Source organism: Haloimpatiens myeolchijeotgali (genome assembly GCF_042688525.2).
Lineage (GTDB): Bacteria > Bacillota > Clostridia > Clostridiales > Clostridiaceae > Haloimpatiens.
On the sequence record NZ_JBHWAB010000001.1, the window covers coordinates 1,977,760 to 1,997,643 of the forward strand.

At 28.4% G+C, this 19,884-nt stretch carries 17 protein-coding genes; 16 read left to right on the plus strand and 1 reads right to left on the minus strand.

The window, feature by feature from the left end; all coding sequences use genetic code 11:
- Positions 1-11: 11 nt before the first annotated feature.
- On the plus strand, positions 12-245 hold the full coding sequence (locus ACFIJ5_RS08825; protein WP_379806144.1) for a sulfurtransferase TusA family protein: 234 nt from the start codon (positions 12-14) through the stop codon (positions 243-245).
- A gap of 12 nt (positions 246-257) precedes the next feature.
- Entirely contained in the window at positions 258-785 is a 528-nt protein-coding gene (locus ACFIJ5_RS08830) for a YeeE/YedE thiosulfate transporter family protein (RefSeq protein WP_379806146.1), read from the plus strand.
- 605 nt (positions 786-1,390) lie between these two features.
- On the opposite strand, the gene ACFIJ5_RS08835 is transcribed toward ACFIJ5_RS08830, so the two are convergent.
- Positions 1,391-2,281, minus strand: coding sequence for a LysR substrate-binding domain-containing protein (locus tag ACFIJ5_RS08835; RefSeq protein ID WP_379806148.1), 891 nt, complete (start codon positions 2,279-2,281; stop codon positions 1,391-1,393).
- A gap of 359 nt (positions 2,282-2,640) precedes the next feature.
- Here ACFIJ5_RS08835 and ACFIJ5_RS08840 point away from each other — a divergent pair, with 359 nt between their 5' ends.
- The 14 genes from ACFIJ5_RS08840 (at position 2,641) to ACFIJ5_RS08905 (ending at position 19,791) form a co-directional block, all read left to right on the plus strand.
- Positions 2,641-3,885, plus strand: coding sequence for an alanine:cation symporter family protein (locus ACFIJ5_RS08840; RefSeq protein WP_379806150.1), 1,245 nt, complete (start codon positions 2,641-2,643; stop codon positions 3,883-3,885).
- A gap of 35 nt (positions 3,886-3,920) precedes the next feature.
- A complete protein-coding gene (locus tag ACFIJ5_RS08845; protein WP_379806152.1) occupies positions 3,921-5,621 on the plus strand; it encodes an FAD-dependent oxidoreductase in 1,701 nt (566 codons plus the stop codon).
- 262 nt (positions 5,622-5,883) lie between these two features.
- Positions 5,884-7,143, plus strand: coding sequence for a YeeE/YedE family protein (locus ACFIJ5_RS08850; RefSeq protein ID WP_379806154.1), 1,260 nt, complete (start codon positions 5,884-5,886; stop codon positions 7,141-7,143).
- A 426-nt stretch (positions 7,144-7,569) separates the two neighbouring features.
- On the plus strand, positions 7,570-8,067 hold the full coding sequence (locus ACFIJ5_RS08855; RefSeq protein WP_379809578.1) for a peptidylprolyl isomerase: 498 nt from the start codon (positions 7,570-7,572) through the stop codon (positions 8,065-8,067).
- 155 nt (positions 8,068-8,222) lie between these two features.
- Positions 8,223-8,720: a GAF domain-containing protein gene (locus ACFIJ5_RS08860; RefSeq protein WP_379806156.1), complete on the plus strand. Its 498-nt coding sequence runs from the start codon at positions 8,223-8,225 to the stop codon at positions 8,718-8,720.
- A gap of 424 nt (positions 8,721-9,144) precedes the next feature.
- Positions 9,145-9,969, plus strand: coding sequence for a DUF1189 domain-containing protein (locus ACFIJ5_RS08865; protein WP_379806158.1), 825 nt, complete (start codon positions 9,145-9,147; stop codon positions 9,967-9,969).
- Positions 9,970-10,109: 140 nt separating this feature from the next.
- Positions 10,110-10,658 carry a pyruvate kinase alpha/beta domain-containing protein gene (locus ACFIJ5_RS08870; protein WP_379806160.1) on the plus strand — a complete coding sequence of 183 codons (549 nt, stop codon included), beginning with the start codon at positions 10,110-10,112 and terminating at the stop codon, positions 10,656-10,658.
- Positions 10,659-11,284: 626 nt separating this feature from the next.
- Positions 11,285-12,007: an EcsC family protein gene (locus tag ACFIJ5_RS08875; RefSeq protein ID WP_379806162.1), complete on the plus strand. Its 723-nt coding sequence runs from the start codon at positions 11,285-11,287 to the stop codon at positions 12,005-12,007.
- Positions 12,008-12,127: 120 nt separating this feature from the next.
- Positions 12,128-12,553 carry a MarR family winged helix-turn-helix transcriptional regulator gene (locus ACFIJ5_RS08880; protein ID WP_379806164.1) on the plus strand — a complete coding sequence of 142 codons (426 nt, stop codon included), beginning with the start codon at positions 12,128-12,130 and terminating at the stop codon, positions 12,551-12,553.
- 37 nt (positions 12,554-12,590) lie between these two features.
- Positions 12,591-14,318 (plus strand): ABC transporter ATP-binding protein, encoded by a 1,728-nt coding sequence (locus tag ACFIJ5_RS08885; RefSeq protein ID WP_379806166.1) that lies wholly within the window; start codon positions 12,591-12,593, stop codon positions 14,316-14,318.
- Entirely contained in the window at positions 14,315-16,186 is a 1,872-nt protein-coding gene (locus tag ACFIJ5_RS08890; protein WP_379806168.1) for an ABC transporter ATP-binding protein, read from the plus strand. The genes ACFIJ5_RS08885 and ACFIJ5_RS08890 overlap by 4 nt, the downstream gene beginning before the upstream one ends.
- A 162-nt stretch (positions 16,187-16,348) precedes the next feature.
- Complete coding sequence (locus ACFIJ5_RS08895; RefSeq protein WP_379806170.1) at positions 16,349-16,729, plus strand: BlaI/MecI/CopY family transcriptional regulator; 381 nt, start codon at positions 16,349-16,351, stop codon at positions 16,727-16,729.
- A gap of 5 nt (positions 16,730-16,734) precedes the next feature.
- The gene (locus ACFIJ5_RS08900) at positions 16,735-18,306 is read left to right on the plus strand and encodes a M56 family metallopeptidase (protein ID WP_379806172.1); all 1,572 of its coding nucleotides are present in this window, start codon (positions 16,735-16,737) and stop codon (positions 18,304-18,306) included.
- Positions 18,307-18,456: 150 nt separating this feature from the next.
- Entirely contained in the window at positions 18,457-19,791 is a 1,335-nt protein-coding gene (locus ACFIJ5_RS08905; protein ID WP_379806174.1) for a S8 family serine peptidase, read from the plus strand.
- The last annotated feature ends 93 nt before the right edge of the window (positions 19,792-19,884 follow it).

Consider the following 19,884-nt stretch of genomic DNA (forward strand, 5'->3'; position numbering starts at 1 on the left):
GGAAGGTATATATGTCAGTAAGAGAATTAGATTGTTTATGTGAAATATGTCCTGTACCGCTGATTAAAGCTATGAAGGAATTAAAAACAATGGAACCTGGAGATGTTTTAATTCTTCATTCTGATCACAGTTGTGTTGCAATTGATGTAAAAAAGTGGGCTGCTAAAAATAAATATTCAGTAGAAGTAGTGGAAGTAGATGACGGAGAATGGGAAGTATATATTCAAAAGCCAAACGAAAAATAAGGGAGGTATAGTATGAAGCCTATTGCAAAATGGCTTAAAAAGCCTTGGCCTTATTGGGTAGGAGGAATTTTATTAGGGCTAATGAATGTAGTTTTATTGGCTGCGAGTGGAATAAGTTGGCAAATCACTAGCGGTTTTTTGATGTGGGGTGTCGGCATTTTGGAATGGTTTGGATTTGATGCTTTTAATTTTGAATATTTTAATCATTTTCATGATTATTTTGAGCCAGTGATTAAAAATCATAATCCATTTATTAACCAATATACAATTTTAAATATAGGAGTTATTATGGGTTCATTAGCTGCAACATTATTAGCATCTCAATTCAAATTTAAAAAGATAAAAAATAAAAAACAGTTAGCTCTTGGTCTCTTAGGTGGAATAATGATGGGGTATGGTTCAAGACTTGCTTTTGGATGTACTATTGGTGCTTTCTTTAGTGGAATTCCATCATTTTCTCTGCATTCTTGGATTTTTGGAATTTTTGTAATGTTGGGGGCTTGGACAGGTATTAAGATTATAATCAAAATTTTGCAATAAGGAAATTGTAATATAGACTGTTTATAGATGAAATGAAGTGAAGTTAAGCTCTCGGAGTGCTGTACAAATCAAAGTAGCATTTATGCAAAATATAATATGTTGAACAAGAAATTAAACATACTTTATAACTTTTATAAGATTTTGAAAATAGAAGTATTTATACGAAATTAGATATTCATAAAGGTTGTCCATAAAGCAAAAAATAAAATTTTTACTTTATGGACAACCTTTTTATCATTAAAAAAATTGTGAATTTTTAAAAAGAATTTATTAATTTACTCAATTTTCGCAGTAAAAAAATACTGCTTAGCGAAGGGAAATGATATATTGCGTAAGAAACATTTGAACAAAGTTTACAAGTTCTTAGCTTTACGAATTTGAAAAAAGTTATTTTTTAATTACTGATTCCTACGGAATATTAATTAAAAAATCTTTTTTCAATATGAGTAAAGCTTAGAACTTGTTACTGAAGTGAAAGGTTTCTAAGCAAGATATCATTTCCCGTAGCGGCTATTTTTCACCTGCGAAAGTTGAGTTAATTTAAAGTTAAGTAAATTCAATATATAATATGACCCTATAAAATTGTACCATGAAAATTTATAGTTTTAGCAAAAACCTCTTTTTCTAGAAATAACAAAATCCACAAAAAGTTGTTCATGTTGTGAGAAAGAGTATTTTTTTCTAGAAGCCACATAGTAATTAATAGGAATTTTTAAATCATCTACTACAATGGGTTGAATAGAGCAATTTTTTAGTTCTTGCTGAATAATTAGCTTTGGCAAAAAAGAATAACCCTTTCCTGCAAGAATAGAAGACTTAATGGCTTCTGGTGAATTTAAATCATAAATTACATTCAAATCTTCTAACTCAATCCCTTTGTTTTGCAATGCATTTTCAATTAAATATCGAGTTCCTGAATTTTTTTCACGTAAAATTAAAGGTATTTCTTTAAGTTCTTCTATAGAAATTTGCTTTGGAGAGTCATTATAATTTCCTACCAAAAGTAATTCGTCTGAAACTATGGTTTGGGTAACAATATCATCTATTTGTGGGTCATATTGTATAATACCTATATTAATAGTGTGTTTTTTCAATTTTTCAATGACATCAGTAGAATTAGTTACCTCCATATTTATATCTACTTCTTCATGAAGATGTTTAAAAGTATAAATACTGCAGGGAAGAGCATATTCTCCAACACTTTTACAAGAACCTATAAGCAGTTTTGGACGAGTTTGCTGTAGATTTTTCAAATCCCTTTGGATGTTTCCCTGAATGGATAACAAAGTATCTGCATAGTCAAATACAACTTTCCCTTCTTCTGTCAATTCAACCCCTTTATTACTTCGTATTAGAAGACTTGCTCCTAGTTCTTTTTCTAGATTTTGAAGCTGCATACTTAGCCCTGGTTGGGTAAGATGAAGCGCCCTTGATGCTTTTGATATACTATTGAATTTTACTGTTGTATAAAATGAGTTGAGATATTCAAGATTCATATAGTCACATCCTTAAAGTGATAAAAATAGTAAAATACTTATTTAATTTTACCACTATATTCGACAAAAATACATATATATTTCACAAAATAAATAAACCATATACAGTAATATAGAAAATTTTTGTATAGGGATTCATTAGAAATTGTATGTAAATACATGAATTTTATGTGCTATAAAAAACTGTTATAGTATATAAAGTTTCCTTATTATGAAAACGCCGTGGGTTATATTATAATTTAATTGACACAGATTTAACAAGCATTGAGAAATAGATTGGAGTTGATTTTGTTATCGAAGTATTAGGTCAAGTAATTAACACCATTAGTAGTTATTTATGGAATTTGTTCCTGCCGTTTTTGATAACAGTTGGAATCTTTATAACTTACAGAACAATAAGATTTCTTAAAATTATAAGCGAAAAGGATAAGACCGAATGGAAATTTTCAAAAATTAAAAGTTCAATTTCTATATCCTTATCATCTAAAATTGGAACAGGTGCTATTATTGGAGTTTTAGCAGCAATGTGGAAAACATCAAATAATGGTGTAGGAGGAGAAAGCATAGTTTTATGGGTTATTATTGGAATGTTTTTCTTAGTTCCATTAACATACTCAGAGGTGTTGTTTTCTCAAATAACAAAGAAAACTCCCAGAGATTTTATTGATTTCAATGTAAATAAAAAAGCAGGAGCCGTATATACTGTATGTCTAGTTATACTATATTCTTTTGGATTTGTAGGATTTCAATTAACAGGAATACAGAGCGTTGTAAAAATATTTGTAAGTAAAAATTTTAACTATGAATTTACGGCAAATGGATTATTAATGTACATAATAGTACCAATTATCATAGTGGTATCAATTATAGTAATAACAAAAAATCATAAACTTTTCATAAATACTTTAGGGTATATGATATCTTTTGTAATTTTAATTTATGTAATTTTCTTTGTTATATTTTTATTTTTAACAATAGAATTTGTTCCACAATATATATCTTTCATTTGGAAAGATTTTATAAATTTTAAATCTGCATCTATTGGAATACCAATAGGACTTATTATTGGATTTCAAAGAATTATTCAAATAAGTGAAACAGGATTAGGAACTAGTGCATTGGCAAGTTCAGATGGAGGAAATTCTCCAAGAAGAGAAGCTTTACTACAAACAATATCTACTATAATTACAACATTTATAGCTTTAATAATAACATCATATGTATTCACGTATGGAAGATATAATTTGTTAAACGTTAATTTAACTGGAAATGGAGTTGAAAGAATTTCAGGTTATTTAACAAGTATAATTTCAGTTACTGGATATTTAGGTTCAGGAATTATAATGACTTTCTTTATATTGTCTGGACTTACAACAGTACTTGGATCATTCCACTATCTTAATACAACTATGCATATAAGCCAAAATAAGAGAATTACATTTTATATATGTTTAATAACATTATCTGGAATTTTAAGTGTTTCTAATTTTGATGTTATTTTCGATGCAGCAGATTTATTAATGTTTATAGTTGCATCAATAAATATTTTCGCAATGTTTATTTTTGTAATTAAATATATAAAAAACTATAAGATAAAAAATTAAAAAAAACTTTAAGATAAGACAATGGAGGTATAAATATGAGTAGAAAAATTTTAATAGTTGGAGGAGTTGCAGGAGGCGCTTCTGCAGCAGCAAGACTAAGAAGACATAGTGAAGAGGATCAAATAATAATGTTTGAAAAAGGACCACACGTATCATTTTCAAACTGTTGTCTACCATATCATTTAAGTGGAGTAGTAGAAGAGGCTGATAATTTAGTACTTATGTGTCCAGAAAAGTTTTTATCTCAATATAAAATAGAGGCTAGAGTAAATAATGAAGTGCTTTCTATTGATAAAGAAAATAAAGAAGTGTTAGTTAAGAATTTATTAACAGGAGAAGAATATAAAGAAAATTATGACAAATTAATATTATCTCCAGGAGCAAAACCAATAGTTCCACCAATTAAAGGAATTGAGAACGTAAATACATTTTCAATAAGAAATGTTGTGGATATCGATAAATTAAACAAATTTGTTAAGAACATGAAAACTAAAGATGTATCAATTATTGGTGGAGGATTCATAGGAATTGAAGCAGCTGAAAACTTAAAAGAAGCAGGATTCAATGTAACTTTAATTGAAGCTATGCCTCAAATTATGAAACCTTTTGACTATGATATGGTACAAATTTTACATAAAGAATTACATGACAATGGTGTAAAGCTAATTGTTGGAGATAAAGTAAGTTCTTTTGAGAAAAATACAGTTGTTTTAGAATCAGGTAAAAAAATAGAATCAGGTGCAGTAGTTATGGCAATCGGTGTAACTCCAGAAACTGAATTAGCTGTAAAAGCTGGATTAGAATTAGGACAAACTAGAGCAATTAAGGTAGATCAAAACTATAGAACTAATGATAAAGACATTTATGCTGTAGGAGATGCAATTGAAGTGTACAATGCTTTAACTAATTCTGTTACTAAATTACCTTTAGCTGGACCAGCTCAAAAACAAGCAAGATCTGTTGCAGACCATATTAATGGAATGTCAGTATTGAACAAAGGATTTATTGGATCATCTGTAATCAAAGTATTTAACTATAATGGAGCTTCTACAGGTTTAAATGAAGGATTAATAAAAGCTCTTAACATGAATATTAAATATGATACAGTTAAGATAATTCCTGGAGACAAAGTAGGATTAATGCCTGGATGTGAATCACTACATTTTAAATTAATTTATGAAGTACCAACAGGAAAGATTTTAGGTGCTCAAGCTATTGGTAAAGGAAATGTAGACAAAAGGGTAGATGTAATTGCTACAGCTATTAAATTTGGTGCAACTGTAAATGACTTAAGAGATTTAGAATTATGCTATGCTCCACCATTTGGAACTGCTAAAGATGTAGTTAACTTTGCAGGATATGTAGCTTCTAACTTATTAAATGGTTCTTTTGATCAAGTACATGCAGCAGATGTAAGAGGATTAGTAGAAAATGGAGCTTGTATAATTGACGTAAGAGAAAAAGATGAATATGAGCAAAGTCACATAATAGAAGCTTTAAACTTACCACTTAGTGAAATTAGACAAAGACTAGATGAGATTCCAACTGATAGACCAGTTTATTTACACTGTAGAAGTGGACAAAGAAGTTATAATGCAGTATTAGCATTACAACATTTAGGATTCAAAAATATTCATAATGTATCAGGTGGATTTATGGGACTATGTTTCTATGAATATTTCAATGATCAAACAACAGAAAGAAAAATGATTGTTACAGATTATAATTTTGACTAGAAATTAGGGATTATCTCTAATAATACAAGAAGCTTTTATAAGTGAGCTAAGTATTACATTAAATAATACTGCTTTCAAATGGAGTTTGAAGCTCCATTTGAAAAGTAGTTAACTGTAAATTAATGTGATTTACATATAGTTAAATGTTCAAATTTATTACTATTAGAATATGAGAGTGTAAAGTGGTTAGCATAGGACAAAAGGTCTTATATATTTTTTATAAAACAAAGTTAAAAAAATAACAGTAAGAGGAGATAAACAAATGAAAAAGAAGCAAGTATTTATTGGTTTCGCACTTATAATATTAATGGCTGCATTTGGTGTATTTCAATATGCAAAAGATTATAAACTAGCATTACATTTAGTTATTGGATTATCAATTGGATATGTTATGCAAAGATCAAGATTTGGATTTGCAGGCGGTATTAGAAAGATTTATTTGACTGGAGACAGTAGTTTAACAAAAGCACTAATGTTTTTATTTTCAATTACATTATTAGTAACAGCAGCTATACATTATGGTTCATATGTAAATGGAGGAGATGTATTTTATAGAGCAGTTAAATCAGGAGCTGCAGTAATACCAGGTTCTGATTATGTTGAACCTGCAAATTTAGCTACTATAATAGGTGGAATAATGTTTGGTATTGGTATGATGTTAGGCGGAGGATGTGCTTCAGGAACTCTTACAGATGCAGGAGAAGGAGAAGGAAGAGGATTAATTGTATTATTCTTCTTTTCAACAGGAGCATTATGGGGAGCGCATGATATGCCTTGGTGGACACAAAGTATATTCTTTAAGATAAAGAAACAACTTTATTTACCAGATGCTTTTGGATTTGTAGGAACAATCATACTTTCATTATTAGGGTACTTAGCAATTTATATTATAGCAAAGAAATATGAAGACAAGAGAAGAAAAGAAAACACACTAAAAGTAGAGAAATATGCGGATTGGGAAAAGGAAGTGTCTCAAGCCAGAGAATATAAATTCTTTAGTAAAGAAACTTATCATAAGTTTTTTGTTAAAAGATGGTCTTATTACACTGGTGCAGTATTCATAATGATTATGTTTGTAACAATATTAGTAACAACAGGTACAAGCTGGGGAGTAACAGCAGTATTTGCACATTGGGCAGCTTGGTTCTATCAAGCTTTAGGAGTAGTAGATGTTTCTAATTGGGGATGGTTTGCCGGAAGAATGGATGCTGTAAATGGTGGATTTTTAAATCATCCAGGTTCAATGAGAAATATGGGAATAATTATAGGAGCGTTAATAGCACCATTACTTGCAGGACATTTCTCATTCAAGAAAAATTTCAAATTAAGAGATGTTTTATTCTATGCAATTGGTGGATTATTAATGGGATATGGAGCTAGAATAGCTTTAGGATGTAATGTAGGAGCATTATATTCAGGATTATCTAATATGTCATTATCAGGATGGGTGTTCATGCCTTCTTTAACAATTGGTGGAATATTAGGTGTGAAATTAGCTCAAAAACTTAGAGTTACAATCTAAAAAAATATAATTTCTACTTTATGTGGGCTGAAAAAGCATGTATTGTGTAAAAAACATTTGAACAAGGTTTAGAATTTCTTACCTTAGCAAAAGTTTTTCATATAATATATGCTTTTGTTTGTTTTGATAGTTAAATGGTTTATTTGTATTAAGTGGAAATTTGTATTAAAAGATAAAATATTGTGATAAAATAAATAAGAAATGTAAAAGTAAAGATAAAAGGTAAGGGAAAGGAGTTAAAAAATGAAGCACAAAAGTTTTATGAAGTTTATGAGTATTTCATTAATTTTTATATTTGCTCTTTTGATAGGGGGTTGTTCTAAAAAGGAAGAAAAATCTGAAGATAAAGCCACTAAAACAGAAGAAAAGCAAGAAGTCAAGATAGAGAAAAAATCAAATGATAAAAATCCAGTAGTAACAATAGAAATGGAAAATGGTAAAAAGATTAAAATAGAATTGTATCCAGAAATAGCTCCTAACACTGTAAGAAATTTTGTTTCTCTAGTTAAAAAAGGATTTTATGATGGATTAACTTTTCATAGGGTAATTCCAGGATTCATGGTGCAAGGAGGAGACCCAAAAGGTACTGGTGTTGGAGGTCCAGGATATTCAATTAAAGGGGAGTTTTCATCAAATGATTTTAAAAATGATTTAAAGCATGAAAGAGGAGTAATATCTATGGCAAGGTCTCAAATGCCAGATTCAGCAGGTTCACAATTTTTTATAATGGTTAAGGAAGCACCACACTTAGATGGAGAGTATGCAGCTTTTGGTAAGGTAATAGAAGGAATGGAAGAGGTAGATAGAATAGTTTCTGCTAAAAGAGATGAAAATGATAAACCATTAGAAGCTCAAAAAATGAAAAAGGTAACAGTAGATACTTTTGGAGTTAAATACAACGAGCCAGAAAAGATTAAAGAATAAAATATATGGGGACGGTTCATTAATATAGTCTGTAAATTACAGCTAAAATTAATGAACCGTCCCCTTAATTCTGCCCAAATAATATTATCCAGTTGCGAAAGATGGAAACTTTCGTATAATTAAGTTAAAAAGTATGTTAAGAAGGGAAGGATAATATGTTTGATATAAAAATTTTTGAAGAAATGGATTTGAATGAAAAGTATGAAAATATGGTAAGTATGCTTGAAGCTTTAATAAGTGATGAAACAGATTTCATAACAAATTTAAGCAATGCTTCAGCACTGATAAATGCCTTAGTAGGTAGGGTAAATTGGTGTGGATTTTATTTAATGAAAAATGGAGAATTAGTTTTAGGACCTTTTCAAGGTATGCCAGCTTGTACAAGAATTCAAGTAGGAAAAGGTGTTTGCGGCACGGCTGTTGAAGATAAGAAAACTTTAATTGTTGAAGATGTTCATAAATTTGAAGGTCACATAGCCTGTGATTCAGCATCTAATTCTGAAATAGTAGTTCCAATAATAAAAGATGACATAGTATACGGAGTTTTAGATATAGATAGCATGGAATTTGGAAGATTTACAAGTCTTGAAAAAGAATATCTTGAAAAATGTGTATATGTTTTAAATAAATACATAGATTGGATAAACATCTAGGTAAAGGAGCTTAGTTCAAAAATATCATAGTATTTCCTCATATAGATAATAACTCAATATTTGCCTTTAACACGCCATAGAGTGCAGAAAATTGTTTTGCTATACTTAACTTAGAAAATAATTTATTAGAATGTTCAGTGTTTAACTTTCGAAGTAAAAAAATATTGATTAGCGAAGGGGAATGATATCTTGCGTAAGAAACATTTGAACAAAGTTTACAAGTTCTTAGCTTTACGAATTTGAAAAAAGTTATTTTTTAAGTATTGATTCCTACGGAATATTAATTAAAAAATCTTTTTTCAATATGAGTAAAGATTAGAACTTGTTACTGAAGTGAAAGGTTTCTAAGCAAGATATCATTTCCCGTAGCGGATGTTTTTCACCTGCGAAAGTTAAAAGGCAAATAAATATAAGGAGGAAAAAAATGAATTTTTTTATGCAGCTAAAGGATAGTATAACTAACTTCAAATCTTATGAGAAAATATCTAACCAAAAATTTAGAAAAAGCTTTTTGTATGTCATTATATTATCACTTATATTATCAATTTTCATTTCAGTTAAAGCTGGTATTTTCATTAATACATCTTATAAAGAAATAATAAAATTTTATAATAGTGATTTTCCAGAGTTCCAAATTCAAAATGGAATTTTAGATGTCGATGTTGACATGCCTTATTTTGAGTATGATAAAGAAGAAGAGTATATTCTTTTTATAGATACTAGAGAAAATGCAGATGAAGGAATTTTAGATGATTATCCTAATGATAATGGAGTTTTTATTTTTAGAGATAAAATTATAAATAAAAAAGATAATGGACATACAACTTCAACTTTTGAATTTTCAGAATTAGGTGATGGCACATTTGAAAAAAAAGATATTGAAAAACTTATTCCTACTTTCCAAAAAATTAAAGTATTAATATATGCACTGATATTTATTGGATACTTTATTTTCCAAATATTAAGTATGTTGTTCCTTGCACTGATTTATGGAGTGATATCTCTTATAGTAAATAAAATAATGAAAACTAATTTAAAATTTAATCAATTATATAATATGTGTTTATATGCACTTACCTTACCAACTTTAATAGGAACAATAACGTTGGGTTTTGGAGTTGATATTCCATATTTTAAAACTATGAAGTCTACTATTGTGATAGTATATATTATTTTAATAATGAAATCAATAAAAGAAAATTCAAATAATATTGATTTAGATAATGATGATTTTTCTATAAGTATGTAGATAAAAAACTAAGCCTTAATGGTTTAGTTTTTTTACTATTTACAAACTAATGTTGTATGGAGGCATTTTTGCTGATAAAATGATTTTATAGAGTTATTTATTTTTATATACGTGAAATTGACTTAATAGGGGGGAATATTATGTATTTTGAAGAAAAAGGAAAAGTAAATTCAGAAAAGTGTGTACAACTTGCAATTAAGGAAGCTAAAGATAGAAATATAAAACATATAGTTGTAGCTACTAGCAGTGGATACACTGCTAAATTATTTAAAGATGTTAAAGATATTAATGTTGTTTGTGTTACTCATGGTTATGGTTGTAAAAAACCAGGTGAAAATGAGTTTACGCATGAAAGTATAGAAGAACTTAAAGAGTTAGGATTTAAAATACTTACAACTACACATGTATTAAGTGGTGCTGAAAGAGGAATAAGCAGAAAGTTTGGGGGAGTAAGCCCTGTAGAAATTATGGCTCATACTTTAAGAATGTTTGGACAAGGCACTAAGGTATGTGTAGAGATAAGTGTTATGGCAATGGATGCAGGTCTTATACCTTATGGTGAAAAAATAATAGCAGTTGGTGGAAGCAGCCAAGGTGCAGATACTGCTGTAGTTATCAGTCCAGCTCATGCAAATAATATATTAGATACGAAGATAAATGAGGTAATTTGTAAACCTAATAATTTTTAAAATGTACTAAAAAGGGGCTTAGCTTCAGATGGAGTTTGTAACTTCATAGGAGGTTAAGCCTTTATCAGTTGATAGTGGACAGTTTACAGTGGACAGTAAAAGATATTTTTCTTACAGAAAAACTTTTATTAAATATAGTAATAAGATAAGTGAATTTTGTCTTTAGACAAAATAACTAATTCAACTTTCGCAGTAAAAAAATACTGCTTAGCGAAGGAAAATGATATCTTGCGTAAGAAACATTTGAACAAAGTTTACAAGTTCTTAGCTTTACGAATTTGAAAAAAGTTATTTTTTAATTACTGATTCCTACGGAATATTAATTAAAAAATCTTTTTTCAATATGAGTAAAGCTTAGAACTTGTTACTGAAGTGAAAGGTTTCTAAGCAAGATATCATTTCCCGTAGCGGCTATTTTTTACCTATGAAAGTTGAGTTATTAAAGTAATACGAGGGACGGTTCATTATTTTTTAAAAATTTAGAGCTAAAAATAATGAACCGTCCCCACATATGTAATACATATTATAGGAAATAATAGAAATGAGTTATTGAATATATCAATGTGTATATATAAAATTATAAATAAGATTTAGAATAATAATAAATCAAATTGTGAGGGATAAGTATGAATAGTTATGAAAAAGAAGCATTTTATGAGTTAAAGGAATGGCAAATAAAAATGGAAAAAAAACCTTCTTTTGCAAATCGTATAAGTAAAAGTTTACAAACTAAAGCAAATAATTTAATTCCAGAAAAGGTTCATGTGGTAATAACAGAGGCAATTAAAAACATGGTTAAAGCGGTATTAGTTGGTTCGAAGTTTACTACAAAAAAACCAATGACTAATGCTTCTTTAGAAGATAGAGAAAATTTAGTAAATGAAAAGTTGAATTTTTACAAAAAAACGGCTGCGGCAAGTGGTGCTGGCACAGGAGCTGGTGGAATTATATTGGGACTTGCAGATTTTCCACTTCTTTTAAGTTTAAAAATGAAGTTTTTATTTGATACAGCTAGTTTATATGGATTTGATGTAAAAGATTATAAAGAAAGAGTGTATATTCTATATATTTTTTTATTAGCGTTTTCTAGTGATAAGAAAAGATTAGAAATATATCAAATAATTATGAACTGGGATAAATATAAAGAAACATTGCCAAAGGATCTAGATTTATTTAATTGGAGAAATTTTCAGCAGGAATATAGAGATTATATGGATATAGCAAAAATGTTACAGTTAGTACCAGGAATAGGTGCTGTAGTTGGTGCTTATGCAAATTATCAACTTGTGGAGAAGTTAGGAAAAACATCGGTAAATGCTTATAGGTTAAGAGTATTTAAGAAATTGTAATTTTTTTATTGACATATCAAATAGTTTAACGCTATAATAGTTATGCAACATAACTATTATAGCGTTAAATAATTATATTATATAATAATTATAATATATAATAATATGTGGAGGTTAATTATGGATAGAGAGAAAGTATTGGAGTATATTTTTAATTTAATGCCTATGCTCAATAAAAAGTTGTTTAAGGATTTTCACAGATTTGAAATGCCAAGACAACAAATGGAGCTTCTATTTACAATTAAAAAGGAAAATGGAAAACCGATGAAATATTATTGTAAAAAATTAATGATTTCAAAACCTAATTTGACTACAACTTCTAATAAGTTAATTAAAGAAGGATTACTTGAAAGAAAAACAGATGAAGAAGATAGAAGAATAATAAATTTATTTATTACTGATAAAGGTAAAGAATTTCTTTCAGTATATAGAGAAAAAATTAAGAAACATATGCTAGAGCAAATTGAAGTTTTAAGCGATGAAGATATAAAAATACTTAATAAGAATTTTGAACAAATGAAATCTATATTTAGTAAACTGGATTAATTAAAATCAGTTTTCGATGACTGGAGAGGATTAAGATATGATTAAATTATTTAAAAATTTAAAACCATTTAGAGTATCAGTTATAGCTGTAATGGTATTAGTATTTATTCAATCACTTACTGAATTGTATCTTCCTACATTGATGTCAGATATTGTTGATATCGGGATAGTAAAGGGAGATACTTCATATATATTAAAAATAGGTGGATTGATGCTTTTAGTAGCTGCTTTAGGAACAGCAAGTTCTATTTATGCAAGTTATTTATCGGCAAAGACTGGTACAGGATTTGGAAAATTGCTGCGTAATAAAGTTTTTACAAAAGTTGAAGGCTTTTCATTACATGAATTTGATGATAAAGGAACAGCTTCTTTAATAACTAGAACAACTAATGATATAACACAAGTGCAGACTGTTTTAATTAGCATTCTTCGTATGTTTGTTAGAGCACCAATGATGGCTATTGGTGGTATTATTATGGCACTTTATAAAGATGTGAAACTTTCTCTAGTTATTGTTTTTGTTGTTTTCATACTAGCAATAATTATTTCTATTGTAGCTAGTAAAAGTATTCCTTTATTTAAATCAATGCAAGTAAAACTTGATAAATTAAACTTGGTTTTAAGAGAAAGATTAACGGGAATTAGGGTTATACGTGCATTTAATAGAGTTATACACGAAAAAACTAGATTTTATAATGCAAATCATGATTTAACAAGTACAGCAATCAAAGTTAATAAATTAATGGCAATATTAATGCCTCTTATGATGTTAATATTTAACTTTACAACTATTGCAATAATATGGTTTGGTGCAGGTCGTATTGATTCAGGAGCAATGCAGGTTGGTGACTTGATGGCATTTATACAATATGCTATGCAAATCATGTTCTCATTAGTTATGCTTACTATGATGTTTATATTGATTCCACGTGCATCCGTTTCAGCAGTTAGAATTAATGAAGTACTTGATATAGAACCAGAAATTAATGATCCAACTAAGGCTAGTGATGATAATATTAAAAGAGGTTATTTGGAATTTAAAAATGTTACTTTTAGTTATGCGGGAGCTGAAGAATCAGCAATAAAGGATATTTCATTTAGTGCTAAACCTGGAGAAGTTACAGCTATTATAGGTGGTACGGGTTCAGGAAAATCAACGCTTGTAAATCTGATTCCTCGTTTTTATGATATTGATAGTGGAAGCATACTAGTGGATGGAATAGATATTAGGGAAATGACTCAATCAAAGCTTAGATCTAAAATAGGATTTGTACCACAGAAAGCAGTTTTATTTAGTGGAACTGTTTCTGATAATATTAAATTTGGCAGCGAAAATGCAAGTGAAGAGGAAGTTATTCATGCTGCTGAAACTGCTCAAGCTATTGAATTTATAAGTAATATGAAAGAAGGATTTAATTCACAAATTTCTCAAGGTGGTACCAATATATCAGGAGGTCAAAAACAACGTCTTTCAATTGCTAGAGCTTTGGTAAGAAAACCTGAAATTTATATTTTTGATGATAGTTTTTCTGCGCTAGATTTTAAGACAGATGCAAAACTTCGTCAAGCTCTTAAAAAAGACACTACAAATGATACTCTTATAATAGTTGCTCAGCGTGTAACTACTGTAATGAATTCAGATAGAATTATTGTACTTGATAATGGTAGTGTTGCTGGTATGGGAACACATAAGGAGTTATTAAATTCTTGTGAAGTATATCGTCAAATTGTAGCATCACAGCTTTCAGAGGAGGAAATAGCATGAGCAAAAAAAGAGATAATATAAAGAAATCTTCTGGCGGCATGAAGAGAGGTCCTGGAAGAGGGCATGCTATGGCCATGCCAGTGGAGAAAGCTAAGGATTTTAAAGGAACATTTAAAAGACTTCTTGGTTATTTAAAGCCAAGAAGAATAAAACTTATAGTTGTAGTTTTTTTCGCTATATTAAGTACAATTTTTAGTATTGTGAGCCCTAAAATTATGGGTAAAGCTACTACAAAATTATTTGAAGGCTTTATAATGAAAATGAAAGGCATGAATGTAGGTATAGATTATGAGTATATCCTATATATACTAGGTATATTGGCAGGATTATATTTATTAAGCGCATTATTTAGTTATATTATGCAGTATATAATGGCAAGTGTAGCACAAGAGACAGTATTTGAAATGCGTAATGATATTAGTAATAAATTAGGTAAACTACCTCTTAAATACTACGATTCTCATGCACATGGAGATATATTAAGTCGTGTAACAAATGATGTTGATAATGTAAGTAACACACTTCAACAAAGTATTACTCAATTAATTACTTCTGTTGTTACCATTTTAGGGGTAATTATTATGATGTTAACCATAAGTCCAATAATGACATTAATTACTTTGATTACTATACCACTAGCTGTTATTGTAACTAAAGTAGTAGCAACAAAATCTCAAAAATATTTTAAAGAGCAACAAAAATCTCTTGGTGAATTAAATGGTCACGTTGAAGAGATGTATACAGGTCATAAAATTGTTAAAGCATTTGGATATGAAGAAAAATCAATTGAAAAGTTTGATGAAATTAATGATAAGTTATATGAATCAGGTTGGAAGGCTCAATTTATATCAGGTGTAATAATGCCGCTTATGAACTTTATAAATAATATTGGTTATGTTTTTGTAAGTGTAGTTGGTGGCTTATTGGTAACAAAGAAAGCTATTGAAATAGGGGATATTCAAGCATTTATTCAGTATTCCAGACGTTTTAGTCAACCTATAGTTCAAACTGCTAATATAGCTAATATTATTCAATCAACTATTGCATCAGCAGAGCGTGTATTTGAAATATTAGATGAACTAGAAGAAATTTCTGATAGGGATAATAATGCTGAGATTGATTCTCCTAAAGGTGAAATTAAATTTGAAAATGTTAAATTTGGTTATAAAGAGGATGTTACACTTATTGAAAATATGAATATAGACGTTAAACAAGGTCAAACCATTGCAATTGTAGGTCCTACAGGAGCAGGTAAAACTACTCTTGTTAATTTATTAATGCGTTTTTATGAAATAAATGATGGTAAAATCACTATTGATGGAATAGATATTAGAGATTTTAAAAGAGGTAATTTAAGAAGTATGTTTGGAATGGTGCTTCAAGATACTTGGTTATTTAAAGGTACAATTAAAGATAATATTGCATATGGACGAGAAGGCGCTTCTGATGAACAAATCTTTAGAGCAGCAAAAGCAGCTCATGCAGACCACTTTATTAGAACATTACCATGTGGTTATGATACTATACTAAATGAAGAAGCAAACAATATATCACAAGGGCAAAAGCAACTGCTTACAATTGCACGTGCAATTTTAGCGAATCCTTCTATTTTGATACTTGATGAAGCAACAAGTAGTGTTGATACAAGAACTGAGGTTTATATTCAAAGAGCTATGGAAGAACTTATGAAAGGTAGAACAAGTTTTGTAATAGCTCATAGACTTTCAACTATAAAAGATGCAGATATGATATTGGTTATGAATAACGGCAGCATTATTGAAAAAGGAAACCATCAAGAACTTCTTAATCAAAATGGTTTTTATGCAGAATTATATAATAGCCAGTTTGTTGGTGATAAGGCAGTGTAAAAAATAAAGGGGACGGTTCATTATTTTAATCTTTTATTTAGAGTAGAAAATGAACCGTCCCCAAATTTTATAAAATATATTGAATTTATTTACAAATATGTTGATTGTATGAAAAATATATGGTAAAATTAAATTAGAATTACAATTGTAATCTATGAAGGGATGATTTTAATGAAAGAAACGTCGAAGATATCTGAATCTGAATGGGAAGTAATGAAGATTATATGGAGAAATAATCCTATAACTGCAAATGAGATAATACATAATATGGAGAATAATACAAGTTGGAAACCTAAAACAATAAAAACATTAATAAGTAGATTGGTAAAGAAAAAAGTATTAGGTTTTAATATTGAGGGAAGAGAATATAGTTATTACCCTTTAGTAGATGAAAAAAAGTGCAAAAAAGCAGAGACAAAATCGTTTCTAAAGAAAGTATATAATGGTACATTAAAAGCTATGCTTGTAAATTTTATTGAAGATAATGAATTAACAAAAGAGGAAATTGAGGAACTTAAAAATATACTTGATGAAAGGAAGTAGGTTCTATGATTTCCTTAACTATAATTATATATGCTCTATTTAAATTGGTTGTTTATAGTACAATAATAGGAAGTATTTTAGCTCTTTTAATTTTTATACAAAGATTAATTGTAAAAAATAAATTAGGGGTAAGATTTCAATATATGGTGTGGTTTATACTTGTCTTAAGATTAGTAATTCCAATATTTCCAAAATCATCGTTTAGCATATTAAATTTTATTCCTATGAAAAGTGAAAAGCCTAATTTGATTAAGTTAAATAATGAGTTTTACTTAAGAGATTTAAATATGAACATATTAAATAGAAGTAATGTTTATAATAAAAATTTTAATGCCTATGGTATGAATTATAATGAAAATCTTGAGAGTTGTAATTTACAAAATAATTATAATAATATCATAGAACCTTATGTGAAAAAAAATTCAAAAGGTATATACTATCTTTATTGTTGTAAGGAATACTTAAAAAATTTTTTACAAAAAGAAGCAGTATTTTTAATTTGGATAAGTGTAGTTGTAATATTAACTATTTATATATTAGTTTCTAATATAAGGTTTTATATGAAGATAAGTAGAAAGAATTCAATTGATAACGATAAAATTATAAATATCTTTATAAATTGCAAAAAAGAATTAAATATAAAAAGGAATATTTCTTTAATAGAATCAGAAAAAATTAAAAGTCCTATGCTTATAGGGATATTTAAACCTAAAATAGTAATTCCATTTGATTTACATCTAAAAACAAATATAACACGAGTTCGTTATGTTCTTCTTCATGAACTAATCCATTTTAAAAGAAAAGATATTTTTATAAATTGTTTAACTATAAGCATATGTATTTTACATTGGTTTAATCCATTATTATGGTATGCCTTTTATAAAATGAGGCAGGACTGTGAATTATGTTGTGATAATGATGTGCTCTATTTTTTAAAAACAGATGAGATAAAGGAATATGGATATACAATTATAGATTTATTAAAGAATTTTCATACATCTCCTAAAAATATATGTACAGCAGGTATTATAAAAAGTAAGTCACAAGCAAAAAAAAGGATTATTATAATTAAAGCATTTAAAAAAAGATCCTTTAAATTTTCATTAGTATCTTTTTTGGTGTTGCTATTATTTAGTATGGGTATTCTTACTGATGCTAAAGCAGTTCAATTTAATTCAGATAATTTACAAGCACCTTTTAAACAAGTAATAGGTATAAACGGTGAGTTAAGAGTAGTAGACAAAATAGAGTACCCTTATGTAAACGATTCTGAGATTGTTGGAAAATGGGTAAGTGTGGATTTTGTAAATAAAATATCGGATTTTAATCCAAATGAAAAACAACATTTAGAAGAATTATACCTTAAAGAAATGAATTTTTATGATGAAGGAAAAACGGAATATACATGGTGTACATGGACAAAAGGTATTATTATTCATCATGAAGATTATACAGTTAGTGAATATATTATAAAGAAAATTAATGGAAAGAAGTATATGTTTTTTCAATGGAAGAGTGGAGATTATGTATTTAGATATATGGAGCCTAAATATTATGTTTTAAAAAAAGTTGAATAAAATTTAGTTTATTCTTGGTTTTATACAAACCAATTTTTTTACAACTAAAGATTACAAATGTAATATTAATTAAATGATAAATAAAATTTAAATTATTGAAGTCAAAATGACTATTTAAATAAAAATTTTATTATACAAGGAGTGAAAAAAATGAAAAAATCAACATTAAGTATTTTAGTGACTATGGCTTTAGTGATGACTGGGTGCAGCACAAATGTAAATAGTATAAAGACTAAATCAATAAATACTGCAGCTGCATTAAAATCAGAGAGTGAACAAAAAAATGTTAAGAATTCTGAGACTAAACAAAATTTACAAATTACTAGACATCCTAAACCTGCAAATTTTCATAGGGGCAAATTAGATGTTTTACCTAAGTATAATCCAAATTCAAATAAGATGTGGCAGATGGATTTAAGAGGATATGATTTATCAGATTTAAATCTTCAGGGAAGAGAAAAAGACTTAATGTATGCTGATTTTGATAGTGTTACAAAATGGCCAGATAAACTTCCAAAGGATTTTAATCCAAATAAAATAATGGAAGTTGGTAAAAATCCAGGTTTATGTATAAGACAGCTTCATAAAAAAGGTATAACAGGAAAGGGAATAGGTATAGCTATTATAGATCAGCCATTACTTGTAGATCACAAAGAATATAAACATAATTTAAAAATGTATGAGGAAATTCATTGGCCAAAACAATCTGTAGATGCACAAATGCATGGTCCAGCAGTTGCATCCATAGCTGTAGGAGATACTGTAGGAGTAGCCCCAGAGGCAGATTTATATTATATTGCAGAACAACATGGGGATTTTAAAGATGGAGAATTTAAATGGGATTTTACATGGCTTGCAAAATCTATTGATAGAGTTTTAGAAGTCAATAAGAACCTTCCAAAAGATAAAAAAATAAGAGTTATATCAATTTCAGTAGGATGGAATAAAGACCAAAAAGGATATAAAGAGGTTACTGAAGCTGTGGAGAGAGCTAAAAAACAAGGAATATTTGTAGTATCATCATCTTTGTCTGAAATCTATGGATACTTTTTTCAAGGGCTAGGTAAAAATCCTTTAAAAAACTCAGATAATATCAATTCTTATGAACCAGGAATGTGGTGGGCAGAAGAATTTTATAAAATCAAAAATAAAAATATTGATAAGACAAATGAATCAATAGCTGAAATAATGAACAAAATGCTTTTAATTCCTATGGATTCAAGAACAACAGCTAGTCCAACAGGAAATGATGATTACGTATTTTATAGAGAGGGTGGATGGAGCTGGTCAATTCCATATATAGCAGGGTTATATGTTCTTGCTTGTCAAGTTAATCCAGATGTTACACCTGATACATTTTGGAATGAAGCATTGAAAACTGGAGATACAATAAAAATTCAGCATGATGGTAAGAAATATGATTTAGGAAAAATAGTTAATCCTCAAAAAATGATTGAAAATATTAAGGGTAATAAAAATAAATAAGAATAAATTTTTATGAATTCTCCCCAAATTTATTGACATATAATCTAAAATGTGGTATATAAAAGTTATTAGCACTCAACAGGAAAAGGTGCT